The following is a 19,874-nucleotide window of genomic DNA, read 5'->3' on the forward strand; positions in this document are numbered from 1 at the left end:
CGACACCCGATGACCAACGACGAAAAGCTGCTCTCCTACCTCAAGCGGGTCTCCGCCGACCTGGCCCAGACCCGCCGGCGGCTGCGCGAGGTGGAGGCCCAGGACCGGGAACCCATCGCCATCGTCGGGATGAGCTGCCGCTTCCCCGGCGGTGTGACCACCCCGGAGGAGTTCTGGCGGCTCGTCCACGACGGCACCGACGCCATCGGCGACTTCCCCGACGACCGCGGCTGGGACGTCGACGCGCTGTACGACCCCGACCCGGACGCCACCGGCAAGAGCTACGTCACCCGCGGCGGGTTCCTCACCGACGCGGCCGGCTTCGAACCGGACTTCTTCGGCATCAGCCCCCGCGAGGCGCTGGCGATGGACCCCCAGCAGCGGCTGCTGCTGGAGGTGTCGTGGGAGGCCCTGGAACGCGCCCGGATCGCCCCCGACGCGGCGCACGGCACCCGCGTCGGCGTGTTCGCCGGCACCAACGGCCAGGACTACAAGGACCTGCTGGCCCGGATGCCCGACGACAGCGAGGCCGCGCTCGGCACCGGCGTGCTGGCCGCCGTCATCTCCGGCCGCATCTCCTACACCCTCGGCCTGGAGGGGCCGGCCGTCACCATCGACACCGCCTGCTCCTCGGCGCTCGTCGCGGTGCACCTCGCCGTCCAGGCCCTGCGCAACAAGGAGTGCACCCTCGCCCTGGCGGGCGGCGCCACCGTGATGTCCACGCCGGGCAACTTCATCGCCTTCAGCCGGCAGCGCGGCCTCGCCGCCGACGGCCGCTGCAAGTCCTTCGCGGACGCAGCCGACGGCACCGGCTGGAGCGAGGGCGCCGGCATGCTGGTGCTGGAACGGCTCTCCGACGCCCGCCGCAACGGCCACGAGGTGCTGGCCGTCGTCCGCGGCTCGGCCGTCAACCAGGACGGCGCCTCCAACGGCCTGACCGCCCCCAACGGCCCCTCCCAGCAGCGCGTCATCCGCGCCGCGCTGGCCTCCGCCGGGCTCGGCCCGGCCGACGTGGACCTGCTGGAGGCGCACGGCACCGGCACCACCCTCGGTGACCCCATCGAGGCGCAGGCGCTGCTCGCCACCTACGGCCAGGGCCGCGAACAGCCGCTGTGGCTCGGCTCGGTGAAGTCCAACATCGGGCACACCCAGGCCGCCGCCGGCGTCGCCGGCATCATCAAGGCGGTCATGGCGATGCGGCACCGGGTCCTGCCGAGGACGCTGCACGCCGAGCAGCCCTCCACCAAGGTCGACTGGGCGCAGGGCGACATCCGGCTGCTGACCGGGAATCGGCCCTGGACCGACCCCGGCCGGCCGCGCCGGGCCGCCGTCTCCTCCTTCGGCGCCAGCGGCACCAACGCCCACACCATCCTGGAGGAGGCCCCCGCCGAGGAAGCCGGCCGGGAGGGAGAGGAGGAGCCGCGTACGGCACCGCCGCTGGTGCCCTGGGTGGTCTCGGGCCGCACCGAACGCGCCCTGCGCGAGCAGGCCGCCCGCCTCGCCGCCGCCGTCGGCGAGGCGGACCCGGTGGACGTGGCGCACTCCCTGGCCGCCACCCGCACCGCGCACCCGTACCGGGCCGTCGTCCTCGGCGCCGGCCGCGACGAACTGCTGGCCGCCCTGACCGGCGTCGCCGAGGGCGGCCGGGGCGCCGCCGCCGGCCGGGTCCGCAAGGGCCAGACCGCCTTCCTGTTCACCGGCCAGGGCGCCCAGCGCGCCGGCATGGGCCGGGAACTGCACGCCCGCTTCCCGGTGTTCGCCCGCGCCTTCGACGAGATCTGCGCGCTGACCGGCGACGACGACCTGCGCGACCTCGTCCTCGGCGACGACCCCGAGCCGCTGCGCCGCACCGCCCGCACCCAGACCGCGCTGTTCGCCTACGAGGTCGCCCTGTACCGGCTGCTGGAGTCCTGGGGAGTCACCCCCGACTACCTGGCCGGGCACTCCGTCGGCGAGATCGCCGCCGCCCACGTGGCGGGCGTCCTGGACCTGAAGGACGCGACCACGCTGGTGGCCGCGCGCGGCCGGCTGATGCAGGCGCTGCCCGAGGGCGGCGCGATGATCGCCGTACGCGCCACCGAGGAGGAGGTCCGGCCGCACCTCACCGCGCGGATCGGCATCGCCGCCGTGAACGGCCCCCGCTCCGTGGTGATCTCCGGCGACGCCGCCGAGGCCGAGGCGGTGGCCGCCCGCTTCGGCAAGAGCCGCCGGCTCGCGGTCTCGCACGCCTTCCACTCGCCCCTGATGGAACCGATGCTGGCCGCCTTCCGGACGGTCGTGGAGTCCCTGACCTTCCACCGGGCCACCGTCCCCGTCGTCTCCAACGTCACCGGCGCCCTCGCCACCCAGGACATCGCCTCCCCCGACTACTGGGTGCGGCACGTGCGCGAGGCGGTCCGCTTCCACGACGGGATCCGCGCCCTCGCCGCCGCGGGCGTCACCCGCTACCTCGAAGTCGGCCCGGACGCCGTGCTGACCGCCATGGCCCGCGACTGCCTGACCACCGACGACACCTCCGCCGGCACCGACGCCGACGCCGTCCTGGCCGCCGCCGCCCGCCGGGACCGCGACGAGACCGAGACCCTCCTCACCGCCGTCGCCCGGCTGTACACCTGCGGCGCCCCGGTGGACTGGACCGCGCTGTTCACCGGCGCCCGCACCGTCGACCTGCCCACCACCGCCTTCCAGCGCGAACGGTTCTGGCCCGAGACGACCGCGACCGCCGGCGACGTCGGCTCCGTGGGACTCGACTCCGCCGACCACCCGCTGCTCGGCGCCGCCACCGTCCTCGCCGACACCGACGGCGCCGTCCTCACCGGCCGGCTGTCGGCGCGCACCCACCCCTGGCTCGCCGACCACGTCGTCGGCGGCCGGATCGTCGTCCCCGGCACCGCCATGGTCGAACTCGCCGTCCGCGCCGGCGACCAGGTCGGCTGCGCCCATCTGGACGAACTCGCCCTGGAGACGCCGCTGGCGCTGCCCGTGGACGACGGGGTACGGGTCCAGGTCGCCGTCGGGGCGCCCGACGCCGCCGGCGCCCGTACGGTGCACGTGTACGCCCGCGCCGAGGGCCTGCCCGCCGACGCCCCGTGGACCGCGCACGCCTCCGGCCTGCTCACCGCCGGCCCCGCCGCCCCGGGCACCCGCCTGGACGACTGGCCCCCCGAGGACGCCGAAGCGCTCGACATCAGCGGCCTGTACGAGCGGCACGCCGCCGCGGGGCTGGAGTACGGGCCCGTCTTCCGGGCGCTGACGGCCGCCTGGCGGCGCGACGGGGACCTGTTCGCCGAGGTACGGCTGCCCGAGCGGCCCGCCGCCGACGCGCCCCGCTTCGGCCTGCACCCGGCCGCGTTCGACGCCGCCCTGCACTCCCTCGCCCTGCTCGGCGACGGATCCGCCGACGACACCGCCCGGCTGCCGTTCGCGTTCGCGGGCGTCACCCTGCACGCCACCGGCGCCTCCGTGCTGCGCGCCCGGCTCACGCCCGCCGGCGACCACGCCTTCGCCGTCGACCTGGCCGACGCCGGCGGCGCCCCCGTCGCCACGGTCGCCTCGCTGACCTCCCGCCCGCTCACCCACCTCACCGCCCCCGACCCCGCCGCGGACGCCCTGTTCACCCTCGACTGGCAGCCGCTGCCCCTGGACACCGACGCCCCCGACCCCGGCCACCGGGTGCTGCACAGCACCCCGGGATCCACGCCCGACGCCGTCCGCCAGGCCCTGCACACCGCGCTCGCCGCCCTCCAGGACGACGACCCCCGCCCGCTGGCCGTGGTCACCCGGGGCGCGGTGAGCGTCGCCGGCGAGGACGTGCCCGACCTGGCCGGCGCCGCCGTATGGGGCCTGGTGCGGTCCGCGCAGTCCGAGCACCCCGACCGGTTCACCCTGCTCGACCTCGAACCCGGCGCGGACGCCACCGCCGTCCTGCCCGGTGCCCTCGCCACCGGCGAACCCCAGCTCGCCGTGCGCGAGGGCACCGCCAGCGCCGCCCGCCTGACCCGCGCCGAACTCCCCGCCGACGCCCCCGGCCTCACCTTCGATCCCGAGGGCACCGTCCTGCTGACCGGCGCCACCGGCGGCCTCGGCCGGGTCCTCGCCCGCCATCTGGTCACCGCGCACGGCGTGCGGCACCTCGCGCTGCTCAGCCGCTCCGGCACCGCCGACGACCTGGTCGCCGACCTGGCCGCCCGCGGCGCCACCGCGACCGTCCACGCCTGCGACACCGCCGACCGGGACCGCCTCGCCGCCGTCCTGGCCGGCATCGCGGCCGACCGCCCGCTCACCGCGGTCGTGCACGCCGCCGGCGTCCTGGACGACGGCGTGGTCTTCGCCCTCACCCCCGAACGCGTCGACACCGTCCTCGCCCCGAAGGCCATCGGCGCCCTCCACCTGCACGAACTGATCGACGAGCGCACCGGGCTGGTGCTGTTCTCCTCCGTCGCCGGCACCGTCGGCGCCCCCGGCCAGGGCAACTACGCCGCCGCCAACGCCCTCCTGGACGCCCTGGCCGCGCACCGGCACGCCCAGGGCGCCCCCGCCCTGTCGCTGGCCTGGGGCCCCTGGGCACCCACCGGCGGCATGACCGGCACCCTCGACGAGGCGGACCGCGCCCGGATGAGCCGGGGAGGCATGACCGCCCTGTCCGCCGAGGAGGGCACCGCCCTGTTCGACCGGGCGCTCGGGGCCGGCCGCCCCGCCCTGGCACCGGTACGGCTCTCCCTCCCCGCCCTGCGCGCCCAGGGATCCGGCCTCGCGCCCGTCTTCCGGGCCCTGGCGGGCCGCCCGGTGCGCCGGGAGGCCGCCGCCGAGGGCACCGGCGCCGGCTTCGCCGAGCGGCTGGCCGCCCTGAACGCCGAAGAGCGCGCCGAGGCGCTGCTGCACACGGTCCGCGCCCACGTCGCCGCCGTCCTCGGGCACGCCGACCCGGACGGCGTGGAGACCGACCGGGCCTTCAAGGACCTCGGCTTCGACTCGCTCGCCGCCATCGAACTGCGCAACTCCCTCTCCGCCGAACTGGGCCGGCGGCTGAGCGCCACCCTGGTCTTCGACCACCCCTCGCCCGAAGCGCTCGCCACCCACCTCGGCACCCTGGTGGGCGACGCACCGGCCGCGGCCCGCGGCACCCGGCGCGCCCGCACGGCCCGCGCCGACGAGCCGCTGGCGATCGTCGGCCTGGCCTGCCGCTACCCGGGCGACGTGCGCACCCCGGAGGACCTGTGGCGGCTGGTCGCGGGCGGCACCGACGCCATCACCGCCTTCCCCGCCGACCGCGGCTGGGACGTGGACCGGATCGTCGACCCCACCCGGCGGCGCCCCGACACCTCCTACGTCGGCGAGGGCGGGTTCCTGCACGACGCGGGCGACTTCGACGCCGCCTTCTTCGGCATCAGCCCCAAGGAGGCCCTCGTCATGGACCCCCAGCAGCGGCTGCTGCTGGAGACGTCCTGGGCGGCGCTGGAGGACGCCGGCATCGACCCGCACACCCTCAAGGGCAGCCGCACCGGCGTGTTCGCCGGCGTGCAGTACCACGACTACTTCGGCAGCTTCGGCTCCGGCAGCATCATCTCCGGCCGCGTCGCCTACACCCTCGGACTGGAGGGCCCCTCCCTCTCCGTCGACACCGCCTGCTCCTCCTCCCTGGTGGCGCTGCACCTGGCCGCCCAGTCCCTGCGGCAGGGCGAATCCGGCCTCGCGCTGGTCGGCGGTGTCGCCGTCATGGCCACCCCGGAGACGTTCGTCGAGTTCAGCCGGCAGGGCGCGCTCGCCCCCGACGCCCGCACCCGCGCCTTCGCCGACGCGGCGGGCGGCACCGTGTGGGGCGAGGGCGTCGGCGTGCTCGTCGTGGAACGCCTCTCCGACGCCCGCCGCAACGGCCACCGGGTCCTCGCCCTCGTCCGGGGCACCGCCGTCAACCAGGACGGCGCCTCCAACGGCCTCACCGCCCCCAACGGCCCCGCCCAGGAACGCGTCATCCGCGAGGCCCTGGACAACGCCCGCCTCACCACCGCCGACGTGGACGTGGTGGAGGCGCACGGCACGGGGACGACGCTGGGCGACCCGATCGAGGCGCAGGCGCTGCTGGCCACCTACGGCCAGGACCGCGAGGAGCCGCTGTGGCTGGGCTCGGTCAAGTCGAACATCGGGCACACCCAGGCCGCGGCCGGGGTCGCCGGGATCATCAAGATGGTCATGGCGATGCGCCACGGCGTGCTGCCCAGGACCCTGCACGTGGACCAGCCCTCCACGAAGGTCGACTGGGAGGCGGGCAACGTACGGCTGCTGACCGAGGAACGCCCGTGGCCGGCCGCGGACCGGCCGCGCCGGGCCGGGGTGTCCTCCTTCGGCATCAGCGGCACCAACGCCCACGTCATCCTCGAACAGGCCCCGCCCGCCCCCGCCGAGCCCGCACACCCCGCGCCCCAGGGGCTCGCCGTGCCCTGGCTGCTCAGCGCCCGGACGCCCGCCGCGCTCGCCGGGCAGGCCGCCGCCCTCCTCGGCCACCTCGACACCCACCCCGGCCTCGACCCGTCCGACATCGGCTGGTCGCTCGCCACCACACGCGCGCGCTTCGCCCACCGCGCCTCGATCACCGGGTCCGACCCGGCCGAACTGCGCGGCGCCCTCGCGGCGCTGGCCGACGGCTCCACCGCCCGCGCCCTCGTCCAGGGCACCGCCGCCGGCCGCGCCCGGCCCGTGTTCGTCTTCCCCGGGCAGGGCTCCCAGTGGTCCGGCATGGCCACCCGGCTCCTCGACGAGTCCCCGGTGTTCGCCGCCCGCATGGCCGAGTGCGCCGCCGCCCTGGCCCCCTACACCGACTGGGACTTCGCCACCGAGCTGCGCGGCGACCTGGACCGCGTGGACGTCGTCCAGCCGTTGCTGTGGGCCGTGATGGTGTCCCTCGCGCACACCTGGAGCGCCTACGGCGTCACCCCGGCCGCCGTCATCGGCCACTCCCAGGGCGAGATCGCCGCCGCCTGCGCGACCGGCGCGCTCTCCCTCACCGACGGCGCCCGCGTCGTCGCCCTGCGCTCCCAGGCCATCGCCGAACTGCTGTCCGGCTCCGGCGGCATGATGTCGGTCGGCGAGGGCGCCGACGCGGTCCGCGCCCGGCTCGCCGCCTTCGCCGGCCGGCTGTCGGTCGCCGCCGTCAACGGCGCCGCCTCCACGGTGGTCTCCGGCGACCCCGACGCCCTCGACGAACTCCTCGCCCTGCTGCGCGCGGAGAAGGTCCGGGCCAAGCGCCTGCCCGTGGACTACGCCTCGCACAGCGCCCACGTGGAGACCCTGCGCGCCCGCCTCGCCGAGGACCTCGACGGCATCGAGCCGCGCGCCACCCGGGTGCCGTTCTACTCCACCGTCACCGGCGGCCTCCTCGACACCACCGGGCTCGGCGCCGACTACTGGTACACCAACCTGCGCGGAACCGTGCTGTTCGAACAGGCGGTACGGGCCGCCGTCGCCGCCGGGCACCAGCTGTTCATCGAGGCCAGCCCGCACCCGGTGCTCACCGTCGGCATCCAGGAGACCGACGACGCGGTGGCCGCCGTAGGGTCCCTGCGCCGTGACGAGGGCGGCCGGGACCGGCTGCTGACCGCGCTGGGCGAGGCGTTCACGCACGGCGCCGGCGTCGACTGGGCTGCCGTCGCCGAGGGCCGCCGGCCCCGCCGGGTGCCGCTGCCCGGCTACGCCTTCCAGCGCGAGCGGTACTGGCTCGACAGCACCGGCGGCGGCGCCGACGTCACCTCCGCCGGACTCGCCCCGACCGACCACGCCCTGCTCGGCGCCGCGATGGTCCGCGCCGACGCCGAGGGCGCCGTGCTCACCGGCCGGCTGTCCGCCGCCACCCAGCCGTGGCTCGCGGACCACCGGGTGGGCGGCCGGCTGCTCTTCCCCGGCACAGGGCACCTGGAACTCGCGCTGCGCGCCGGCGACCAGGTCGGCTGCGGCGACATCGCCGAACTCACCCTGCACGCGCCGCTGATCCTGCCCGACCACGGCGCCGTACAGCTCCAGGTCACCGTCGGCCCGCCCGAGGACGGCACCCGGCCGGTCGGCATCTGGTCGCGGCCCGAGAGCCCGGACGAGGAACTGCCGTGGACCCGGCACGCCGACGGCCTGCTCGCCCCCACCGGCACCCTGCCCGCCCCGGCGGACCCGCTCACCGACTGGCCCCCACGCGACGCCGAACCCGTCCCGCTCGACGGCCTGTACGACGACCTGGCCGGCCTCGGCCTCGGCTACGGGCCCCTGTTCCAGGGCCTGCGCGCCGCCTGGCGTGCCGCCGACGGCCTGTACGCGGAGGTCGCCACCGACGCCGTGCCCGACGGGTTCGGGCTGCACCCCGCGCTGTCCGACGCCGCCCTGCACACCGTCGGCCTCACCGACGCGGCCGGCGAGGAGGCCCTGCTGCCGTTCGCCTGGTCCGGGGTGCGGCTGCACGCCACCGGCGCGACCGCGCTGCGCGTCCGCGTCCGGCCCACCGGCGAGGGCACCGTCTCCCTCGCGCTCGCCGATCCCGCGGGCGCCCCCGTTGCCACCGTCGACGCGCTCACCCTGCGGCCCCTGCGCACCGAGGCGCTGGCCGCCGCGGCCCGAGGGCCCCGCGCGGGCGCCCTGTACCGGGTCGACTGGGTCCCGGCCGCGCCGGTCACGGCGACGGCCGGCCGGGTGGAGGTGGTGCGCGCCCCGGCCGGGGTGAGCGCTGCCGACGCCCGGGCGGCCGTCAGCACGGTCCTGGACGAGCTGCGCGCCGGGCTGGCCGACGACCGCCCCGCCGACACCCCCCTCCTCGTCGTCACCGGTACCGACCCGGCGGGCGCCGCCGTCGGCGGCCTGGTCCGCTCGGCCCAGTCGGAGAACCCCGGCCGCATCGTCCTGGTCGAGTCCGACACGCCCCCGGCCCCCGAACGCCTCCCCGAGGCGGCGGCCCTGGGCGAACCCCACGTGGCGTTCCACGAGGGCGAGTGGAGGGTGCCCCGGCTGGTCCGCGTCACCACCGAAGCGCCGCCCGCCGGCCCGGCGGGCCCGGCCGAGCCGGCTACCGCCCCCGCACCGCTGCCCGTGCAGGCCGCCACCGAAGACGCCGCCGCCCCGGAGGCCGGACTCGGCGCCGGCACCGTCCTGCTCACCGGTGCCACCGGAGCGCTCGGGCGGATCGTGGCCCGGCATCTGGTCGCCGAGCGGGGGGTGCGCAGCCTGCTGCTGGTGAGCCGGAGCGGGGGTGCCGGCGATCTGGTCGGCGAACTCGCCGCACTGGGTGCCGAGGTGACCAGTGCCGCCTGCGACGTGGCCGACCGCGCGGCGCTCGCCGCCGTACTGGACGCCGTACCCGCCGACCGGCCGGTGACCGCCGTGATCCACGCGGCCGGTGTCCTCGCCGACGGCGTGCTCTCCTCGCTCACCCCGGAGCGGCTCGGCACCGTGTTCCGGCCCAAGGCGGACGCCGCCTGGAACCTGCACGAACTCACCGCGGACCGGGACCTGTCGGCGTTCGTGCTGTTCTCCTCCTCCGCCGCCACGCTCGGCTCGCCCGGCCAGGCCAACTACGCCGCCGCCAACGCCTACCTCGACGCCCTCGCCGTACACCGCCGCTCGCTCGGGCTGCCCGCGCACTCCCTGGCCTGGGGCCTGTGGGCGCAGGCCGGCGGCATGACCGGCGCCCTCGGCGAGAGCGACCTCGGCCGGATCGCCCGCGGCGGCGTCGCCCCGCTGGCCACCGAGGAGGGCGTCGCCCTGTTCGACGCCGCCCTCCGCGGCACCGACCCGGCCGTGCTGCCGGTGCGGCTGGACCTGGCCGCGCTGCGCGCCCAGGACGCCGACCCGGCGCCGCTGTTCCGCGCCCTGGTGCCGGTACGCCGGGCCGGTGCGGCCGGCGTGCGGACCGCGGCCGGTGCCGACGCGCTGCGCGACCGGCTCGCGGGGCTGCCGGCGGCCGGACGCGAACCGTTCCTCACCGACCTCGTGCGCGGCCACGTCGCCACCATCCTCGGCTACCGCTCCGCGGAGGACGTCGGCAGCACCCTGGCCTTCCGGGAACTCGGCTTCGACTCCCTGGCCGCCGTCGAACTGCGCAACCGGCTCACCACGGCAACCGGCCTGAAACTGCCCGCCACCCTCGTCTTCGACCACCCCACACCGGCCGGCCTCGCCCGCCACCTGCTCGGCGAACTCACCGGCGCCCTCGCCACGGCACCCGCCCGCACCGCCTCCCGCGGCGCCGCCGACGACGAACCGATCGCCGTCATCGGCATGGCCTGCCGCTTCCCCGGCGGCATCGCCTCCCCGGAGGACCTGTGGCGGCTGGTCGCCGAAGGCCGGGACGCCGTCGGCGAGTTCCCCACCGACCGGGGCTGGGACCTCGACCGCCTCTACGACCCCACCCTGGACCGCCCCGGCACCAGCTACACCCGGCACGGCGCCTTCCTGTACGACGCCGCCGGCTTCGACCCCGCGTTCTTCGCCATGGACGACGAGGAGGCCCAGGTCACCGACCCCCAGCAGCGACTGCTGCTGGAGACCTCCTGGGAGGCGCTGGAGCGGGCCTCCATCGACCCGGCGACCCTGCGCGGCTCCGACACGGGCGTGTTCGCGGGCGTCATGTACCACGACTACTTCGGCAGCTACGGCTCCGGCAGCGTGGTCTCCGGCCGCGTCGCCTACACCCTCGGCCTGGAGGGGCCGACGCTCAGCGTCGACACCGCCTGCTCCTCCTCGCTGGTCGCGCTGCACCTGGCCGCCCAGGCGCTGCGGCAGGGCGACTGCTCGCTGGCGCTGGCCGGGGGAGTGACCGTCATGGCCACCCCGGGCACCTTCGTGGAGTTCAGCCGGCACCGGGGCCTGTCCCGGGACGGCCGCTGCAAGCCGTTCGCGGACGCCGCCGACGGCACCGGCTTCGGCGAGGGCGCCGGCGTGCTGCTGCTGGAGCGGCTCTCCGACGCCCGCCGCCACGGCCGCCGCGTCCTCGCCGTGCTGCGCGGCACCGCCGTCAACCAGGACGGCGCCTCCAACGGCATCAGCGCCCCCAACGGGCCCGCCCAGCAGCGCGTCATCCGCCGCGCCCTCGAAGCGGCCGGGGTCGCCGCGGCCGAGGTCGACGTGGTCGAGGCGCACGGCACCGGCACCACCCTCGGCGACCCCATCGAGGCGCAGGCGCTGATCGCCACCTACGGCGCCGAGCACTCGGGCGACCGCCCGCTGTGGCTCGGCTCGGTCAAGTCCAACCTGGGCCACACCCAGGCCGCCGCCGGTGTCGCCGGCGTCATCAAGATGGTCGAGGCGCTGCGCCACGAGACCCTGCCCGCCAGCCTGGGCGTGGACCGGCCCACCCGGCACGTGGAGTGGGAGGGGAGCAACGTCCGGCTGCTCACCGAGAACCGCCCCTGGCCGGACCCGGGCCGTCCGCGCCGCGCGGGCGTCTCCTCCTTCGGCATCTCCGGCACCAACGCCCATGTCATCATCGAGGCCCCGCCCGCAGGGGAACCCGCCGAGGAGCCCGCCGCCCCGGCCGTCGGCACCGTGCCGTGGCTGCTGTCCGGGCACACCCCCGACGCCCTGCGCGCCCAGGCCGCCCGGCTGCTGGACCACCTGTCCGCCGCCCCGGACACCGACCCGTACCGGCTCGCGGGCGCCCTCGCCCACGCCCGTACCCGGCTCGGCCACCGGGCCGCCGTCCTCGGCCGCACCCGGGACGAACTGACCGCGGGGCTGCGGGCCGTGGCCGAGGGCCGCACCCCCGGGGCCGGGGCGCTCGGCACCGCCGCCGACGGCCGGCTCGCCTTCCTCTTCTCCGGCCAGGGCTCGCAGCTGCCCGGCATGGGCACCCGCCTCGCGGCGGACTTCCCGGCCTTCGCCGCCGCCTTCGACGAGGTCCGCGCCCACCTCGACCCGCTGCTGGACCGGCCGCTCGCCGACGTCCTGGACTCCGCCGAGCTGCTGGAGCGCACCGAGTACACCCAGCCCGCGCTGTTCGCCGTCCAGGTCGCCCTGTACCGGCTGCTGGAGTCCTTCGGCGTGCGGCCCGACCTGCTCGCCGGGCACTCCGTCGGCGAGTTCGCCGCCGCCCACGTCGCGGGCGTGCTCGGGCTGAAGGACGCCTGCGCCCTGGTCGCCGCCCGGGGCCGGCTGATGCAGGCGCTGCCCGAGGGCGGCGCGATGATCGCCGTACAGGCCACCGAGGACGAGGTCGCGCCGCTGCTCGGCGACGGCGTGGACATCGCCGCCGTCAACGGCCCCGCCTCCCTCGTCGTCTCCGGGCCCGCCGGACCGGCCCGCGCGCTGGCCGCCCGCTTCGCGCGCACCAGGGAACTGGCCGTCAGCCACGCCTTCCACTCGTCCCTGATGGAACCGGTGCTGGCCCCGTTCCGCGAGGTCGCCGCCTCCGTGTCGTACGGGACCGCGCGCATCCCGCTGGTGTCCACCCTCACCGGCGCCCCGGCCGCCCCCGACGAGCTGTCCGGCCCCGACTACTGGGTGCGGCACGCCCGCGAGGCCGTCCGCTTCGCCGACGCCGTCACCGCCCTGCACGACGCGGGCGTGCGGCACTTCGCCGAGGTCGGCCCCGGCAGCGCGCTGACCGCCGCGGCCGGTGCGTGCCTGCCCGAGCAGGCGGCCGTCGTACCGCTGCTGCGCAAGGACCGGGAGGAGAGCGAGGCGCTGCTCGCCGGGCTCGCGGCCCTGCACGTGCGCGGCACCGCCGTCGACTGGACGGCGCTGCTGCCCCACCGCGACGGCGGCGACCTGCCCACCTACCCCTTCCAGCGCGCCCGCTACTGGATGACCGGCGACCCGGGCCCGGCGCGTCCGGCCGACGGGCATCCGCTGCTCGGCACCGCCGTCGAACTCGCCGGCGCCGACTCCGTCCTGTACACCGGGCACCTCTCCCTGGCCGACCAGCCGTGGCTGGGCGACCACCGGGTGGGCGGGGTGCCGCTGCTGCCCGGCACCGCCTTCCTGGAGATGGCCCTCGCCGCCGGGGCCCGCACCGGCTGCGCCACGGTCGAGGACCTGACCGTCACCGAACCGCTGCCGCTGCCCGAGGACGGCGCCGTCCGCCTCCAGTGCACGGCCGGCGAACCCGACGCCACCGGTGCCCGCGCCTTCCGCGTGTACGCCGCCCGGACCGACGGCGACCCCTGGACCACCCACGCCACCGGAGTGCTGCGCCCCGCCGGGGAGCGGCCCGCCCCGGGCCCGGCCGCCTGGCCGCCGCCCGGCGCCGAACCGGTCGCCCTGGACGGCGTCTACGAGCGGCTGGCCGAGCTGGGCGCCGAGTACGGGCCCCGTTTCCAGGGCCTCAGGGCCGCCTGGCGGTGCGGCGACGAGGTGTACGCCGAGGTCGCCGTACCCGGCACCACCGCCGAGTTCGGCCTGCATCCGGCGCTGTTCGACGCCGCCCTGCACGCCCTCGCCCTGCGCGCGGGAGCCGAGGAGCGCATGACCCTGCCGTTCGCCTGGGGCGGCGTGGAGCTGCACGCGCCGGGCGCGACCGCCCTGCGGGTGCGCATCGCCCCGGCCGGCACCGGCGCGGTGCGGATCGAGGCCGCCGACGCCGCCGGCCGTCCGGTGGCGCGGGTGGCGTCGCTGGCGCTGCGGGAGGTGGATCCGCAGCGGATCGCGGCGGCCGCCGCGGGCGGCCACGACGACCTGTTCGCCCTGGACTGGGTGCCCGCCGCCGCGCCCGCCGCCCCGCAGGCCGGGCGGTGGACCGTCCTCGGCCCCGGCCGCGAGGAACTGGCCGCCGCCCTGGCGGGCGAGGTCGCCGAGGTCACCGTCGCCGCCGGCCCGGCCGAGGCCGCCGCCCAGGCCCCCTCCACCCTGGTCCTCCTGCACCCCGCGGGGGAGGGCGCCGACGCGGTCCGCGCCGGTCTGCACCGCCTGCTCGCCGAGGTGCGCGACTGGCTGGCCGACCCCCGGTCCGCCGACTCCACCCTGGTGGTGGCGACCCACGGCGCGACGGGCCCGGGGGACGTCACCGACCCCGGCGCGGGCGCCGCGTGGGGCCTGCTCCGCTCCGCCCAGTCCGAGCACCCGGGCCGCCTCGTCCTCGCCGACCTGGACGGCACCGAGGCGTCCCGCCGGCTGCTGCCCGCCGCCGTCGCCTGCGGCGAACCCCAGCTCGCGCTCCGCGACGGCACGCTGTGCGTCCCCCGGCTGGTGCGCGCCCCGCGCCTGCCCGAGGCCGCCCCGCCCGCCTTCGCCGGCGGCGTGCTGGTCACCGGCGGCACCGGCGCCCTGGGCCGGCTGGTCGCCCGGCACCTGGTCACCGCGCACGGCGCCGACCGGCTGGTGCTGCTCAGCCGGGGCGGGCCCGAGGCGCCGGGCGCGGCCGGGCTGCGGGAGGAACTGACCGCGCTCGGCGCCCGGGTGACGATCGTCGCCTGCGACGCCGCCGACCGCGCCGCCCTCGCCCGGGTCCTGGACGAGCACCCGGTCGGCGCCGTCGTGCACACCGCCGGCGTCCTCGCCGACGCCGTGCTGACCTCGCTCACGCCCGAGCGGCTGGACGCCGTGCTGCGGCCCAAGCTGGACGCCGCCTGGAACCTGCACGAACTGACCCGCGAGCGGCCCCTGACGGCGTTCGTGCTGTTCTCCTCCGCCGCCGGCCTGCTCGGCAGCCCCGGCCAGTCCGGCTACGCCGCCGGCAACGCCTTCCTGGACGCCCTCGCCGCCCACCGCCGCCTTCTCGGCCTGCCCGCCGTCTCGCTCGCCTGGGGCGCCTGGGCGGGCAGCGGCGGCATGGCCGACCGGCTCACCGGCACCGACGCCCGGCGCGTCACCGACGGGGGGATGCTCGCCCTGGACGCCGAGGCCGGGCTCGCCCTGTTCGACACGGCCGTCGGCCGCCCGGAACCGGTGCTGCTGCCGGCCCGCCTGGACCTCGCCCCGCGCGAGGCCGCCCGCGTCGCCCCGCTGCTGCGCTCCCTGGTACGGGTGTCGCGCCCGGCGGGCCCCGGGGCACCGGCCGCCGCGACGGCCCTGCGCCGCGAACTGGCCGGGCTGGCGCCCGAGGAGCGGGGCGAGCGGCTGCTGCGGCTGGTGCGGGACGAGGCCCGCGCGGTCCTCGGCACCGAGGAGTTCGCCGACGAACTGCCCTTCAAGGACCTCGGGTTCGACTCCCTGACCGCCGTGGAGTTCCGCAACCGGCTCAACGAGGCCACCGGTCTGCGGCTGACCGCCACCCTCGTCTTCGACCACCCCACCCCGGCCGCGCTCGCCGATCACCTCGGCGCCGAACTGGCCCCGCGCACACCGGACGGGCCGCGCGCCGAGGAGGACACCGTACGGGCCGCGCTCGCCGCGCTCCCGGTGGCGCGGCTGCGCGAGGCCGGCCTGCTGGACAGCCTGCTCGAACTCGCCGGACTGCGGCCCGCGCCGGCCCCGGCCGACGACGACGGTGCCGGCCGCGCCCCGATCGACGCGATGGACGCCGAGAGCCTGATCAGCATGGCGCTCGACGATCTCGTCGGGGACGACGACGCCCTGTGACGACGCCCGCGACAAGGAAGAGGACCATGGCCGAGTCCGAGATGCCGGACACCAGGATGGTCGAGGCGTTGCGCGCCTCGCTGAAGGAGATCGAGCGGCTGCGGGAACGCAACCGCGCGCTGACCGCGGCGGCCCGGGAACCGGTCGCGATCGTCGGCATGGCCTGCCGCTACCCGGGCGGCGTCCGCTCCCCGGAGGAGTTGTGGCGGCTGGTCGCGGGCGGCGGCGAGGGCATCACCGAGTTCCCCGCCGACCGCGGCTGGGACCCGGACCTGTACGACCCGGCCCCGGGCACACCGGGCCGGTCGTACACCCGGCACGGCGGTTTCCTGCACGACGCGGGCGAGTTCGACGCCGCGTTCTTCGGCATCGCCCCCAACGAGGCCCTCGTGATGGACCCGCAGCAGCGGCTGCTCCTCGAAGGCTCCTGGGAGGCCCTGGAGAACGCCGGGATCGACCCCACCGGGCTGCGCGGCTCCCGCACCGGCGTCTTCGCGGGCGTCATGTACCACGACTACTTCGGCAGCTTCGGCTCCGGCAGCATCGTCTCCGGCCGGGTCGCCTACACCCTGGGCCTGGAGGGGCCCACGCTCAGCGTCGACACCGCCTGCTCCTCGTCGCTGGTCACGCTGCACCTGGCCGTCCAGGCGCTGCGGCAGGGGGAGTGCACGCTGGCGCTGGCCGGGGGAGTGACGGTGATGGCCTCGCCGGGCACCTATGTGGAGTTCAGCCGGCAGGGCGCGCTCTCTCCGGACGGGCGGTGCCGTTCCTTCGCCGACGACGCGGCCGGCACCGGGTTCTCCGAGGGGCTGGGCGTCCTGGTGCTGGAGCGGCTCTCCGACGCCCGCCGCAACGGTCATCCGGTGCTGGCCGTCGTCCGGGGCTCCGCCGTCAACCAGGACGGCGCCTCCAACGGCCTCACCGCGCCGAACGGGCCGTCCCAGCAGCGGGTGATCCGGCAGGCACTGGCCGCCGCCCGGCTGTCGGCGGCCGACGTGGACGTGGTGGAGGCGCACGGCACGGGGACGACGCTGGGCGACCCGATCGAGGCGCAGGCGCTGCTGGCCACCTACGGCCAGGACCGCGAGGAGCCGCTGTGGCTGGGCTCGGTCAAGTCGAACATCGGGCACACCCAGGCCGCCGCCGGGGTCGCCGGGATCATCAAGATGGTCATGGCGATGCGCCACGGCGTGCTGCCCAGGACCCTGCACGTGGACCAGCCCTCCACGAAGGTCGACTGGGAGGCGGGCAACGTACGGCTGCTGACCGAGGAACGCCCGTGGCCGGCCGCGGACCGGCCGCGCCGGGCCGGGGTGTCCTCCTTCGGCATCAGCGGCACCAACGCCCACGTCCTCGTCGAGGAGGCACCCGCCGAGGACCCGGCGGACACCGAACCGGACGCGCCCGCCGTCGTGTGGCCGCTGTCCGCCCGCTCCGCGTCCGCCCTGCCCGCCCAGGCCGCCCGGCTGCACGCGTTCCTCGCGGACCGGCCCGGGGCGCACCCGGCCGCCGTCGCCCGCGCCCTCGGCACCCGGCGCGCCGCCTTCGACCACCGGGCGGCCGTCACCGGCACCGACCGCGAGGAACTGCTGGCCGGGCTGCGCGCCCTCGCCGCCGGGACGCCCGCACCCACCGCGGTCACCGGCCGGGCGCGCCCCGGCACCCGCACCGCGTTCCTGTTCACCGGGCAGGGCGCCCAGCGCCCCGGCATGGGCCTGGAACTGCGCGCCCACTACCCGGTGTTCGCCGACGCCTTCGACGCCGTCGAGGCCCGGCTCGGCCTGGACCTGGCCGGGGTGCTCGCGGGCGACGACCCCGACGCCGTCCACCGCACCGGGTACGCCCAGCCCGCGCTGTTCGCGTACGAGGTCGCCCTGTTCCGGCTGCTGGAGTCCCTCGGGGTGCGGCCCGACCTGCTCGCCGGGCACTCCGTCGGCGAGATCGCCGCCGCCCACGCCGCGGGCGTCCTCGACCTGGACGACGCCTGCGCCCTGGTCGCCGCCCGCGGCCGGCTGATGCAGGCGCTGCCCGAGGGCGGCGCGATGGTCGCCGTACGGGCCACCGAGGAGGAGGTACGGCCGCTGCTGGACGACCGGGTCGCCCTCGCCGCGGTCAACGGCCCCGGCTCGGTGGTCCTCTCCGGCGAGGAGGAGGCGGTGCTCGCCGCCGCCGGGGGCTTCCCCAAGGCCCGGCGGCTCACCGTCTCGCACGCCTTCCACTCGCCCCTGATGGACGGCATGCTCGACGAGTTCCGGGCCGTGGCCGGCCGGCTCACCTTCCACGCGCCGCGTGTCCCGCTGGTGTCCACCCTCACCGGCCGCCTCGCCGGGGACGGGGAACTGCGCGACCCCGGCTACTGGGTGCGGCAGGTGCGCGAGACGGTCCGGTTCGCCGACGCGGTCGCCGCCCTCGCCGCCGCCGGGGCCGGCCGCTTCGTGGAACTCGGCCCCGACGCCGTCCTCACCGGCCTCGCCCGCGCCTGCCCGGAGACCGACGGCGCCCTCCTGGTCGCGCTCGGCCGCCGCCACGGTGCCGAACCCGCCGCCCTGGCGGCCGGCCTCGCCCGCCTCCACACCGACGGCCTCGCCCCCGACTGGGCCGCGCTCTTCCCCGGCACGGCCCGCGCCGACCTGCCCACCTACGCCTTCCAGCACGCGCGCTACTGGCTCGACGCCGACGTGCCCCTCACCGCCGGACCCCTGACCGAACCCGCGGCACCCGCCCCGGCCACCGGGCCCGAGGCGGCCGGCTCCCTGCGGCGACGGCTGGCCGAGGCGGGGCCGGCCGAACAGGAGGCCCTGCTGACGGACCTGGTCCGGGCGCAGACCGCCGCCGTCCTCGGCCACACCGGACCCGAAGCCGTCGAACCCGATGCCGTCTTCCTGGAGATCGGGCTGGACTCCGTCTCCGCCGCCGAACTCCGCGCCGCCCTCGGCACCGCCCTCGGCAGCACCCTGCCGGCCGGTGCCGTCTTCGACCACCGCACCCCGGCCGCCCTCGCCGCCGCCCTGCGCGCCCACCTGGCCGGCGGCCCACCGGCCCCGGACGGCACCGCCGGACTCGAAACGGTCGCCGGGCTCGTGCGGCACGCGGCGGCCGACGGACGCATGGGCCAGGCCGTCGACCTGCTGCGCACCGTCGCCGGCATCCTCCCCGGTTTCTCCCGCCTCGCCGAACTCGGCGACCTCGCCGACCCGGTGCGGCCGGCCACCGGCCCCGCCGGCCCCCGCCTGGTCTGCCTGCCCTCGCCGATGGCGCTCGGCGGTGCCCACCAGTACGCCCGCTTCGCCCGGCACTTCGAGGGCCGCCGGGACGTCCTCGTGCCCGCGATGCCCGGCTTCGCCCCCGGAGAACCGCTGCCGCTGTCCGTGGACGCGGTGCTGGAGGCGGTCGTCGAGGGCATCCGCCGGGCCTGCCCGGACGAACGGCCGTACGTGCTCGTCGGGTACTCCTCCGGCGGCCAGTTCGCCCACGCGGCGGCCGAGATCATGGAGAAGGAGGGCCGCCCGGCCGCCGGCGTGGTGCTGCTGGACACCTATCTGCCCGGGGACGACGGCAAGGACGAGCTGTGGCGGCAGATGTTCGACGGGATGCTGGCCCGCGAGTCCGCCCTCGGCGGCTTCGGGACCGCCCGCCTCGCCGCGATGAGCCGCTACAGCGACCTCATCCAGCACTGCCTGCCGGGCGCCCTGACCGCGCCCGTGCTGTTCGTGCGGCCCACCGAGTCCTTCGCCGCCGGCCCCGGAACCGGTGACTGGCGGGCGTGCTGGCCCGCCGAACACCGGCCGGCCGACGTCCCCGGCACCCACTTCACGATGCTGGAGGACCATGCGCAGGCCACCGCCGAGGCGGTCGAGACCTGGCTGACGGCCGGGCCGGCCGCCGGCACCAGCTGAGCCGGTCCCGCCGAAAAGGCGGCGGATACCCCACGCGATCCGGCGCGGGGGGGGGGGGGGGGGGCTCCCCCCCCCCCCCCCCCCCCCCCCCCCCCCCCCCCCGCGCCCGCGTATTCCCCTTATCTCGCCGCCTCGTGGAAATGCGCCAACCACGCCTCGATATCACAGTGGATACTGTCCGGATCGATCCCTAATCGAGCGGCGATTTCATCCGCCGCCAATTCCGGCTGCCAGTCGCTGCGCTGGAGCGCCAGCCACATCGTCGTGCCACGTGGACCGCACCGGTGGCGCTTACCGGTGCGCCGTGAGAACAGCTCCAGATAACCATCGGGCCGGACGCTCGCGGTCAGCTCGTGGTCGGGCCTCCTGGCCATGTGACATCCCATCTACGCGGATTATCGGGTCCGTTCCGACGGTACCCGCAGGTACGCCCCGTGACACGGGTGGCAATCGGACCTTTCCCGGTGGAGCCGCCCGTGCGAGCGGGGTGGAGGC

General features: G+C 77.3%; 3 protein-coding genes. 2 read left to right on the plus strand and 1 reads right to left on the minus strand.

Going from position 1 to position 19,874, the window contains the following annotated elements; translation table 11 throughout:
* The first annotated feature begins 9 nt into the window (after positions 1-9).
* Together ACZ63H_RS16175 and ACZ63H_RS16180 are read left to right on the plus strand one after the other, a co-directional pair.
* On the plus strand, positions 10-15,483 hold the full coding sequence (locus ACZ63H_RS16175; protein WP_469865395.1) for an SDR family NAD(P)-dependent oxidoreductase: 15,474 nt from the start codon (positions 10-12) through the stop codon (positions 15,481-15,483).
* Positions 15,480-19,379, plus strand: coding sequence for a type I polyketide synthase (locus ACZ63H_RS16180; protein ID WP_469865397.1), 3,900 nt, complete (start codon positions 15,480-15,482; stop codon positions 19,377-19,379). Before ACZ63H_RS16175 ends, ACZ63H_RS16180 begins: the two co-directional genes overlap by 4 nt.
* 119 nt (positions 19,380-19,498) lie before the next feature.
* Here the strand turns inward: ACZ63H_RS16180 and ACZ63H_RS16185 are convergent, their stop codons facing one another.
* A complete protein-coding gene (locus ACZ63H_RS16185; RefSeq protein ID WP_469865399.1) occupies positions 19,499-19,753 on the minus strand; it encodes a hypothetical protein in 255 nt (84 codons plus the stop codon).
* Positions 19,754-19,874: the final 121 nt, after the last annotated feature.

The organism is Streptomyces sp. NPDC104831, from assembly GCF_055583025.1.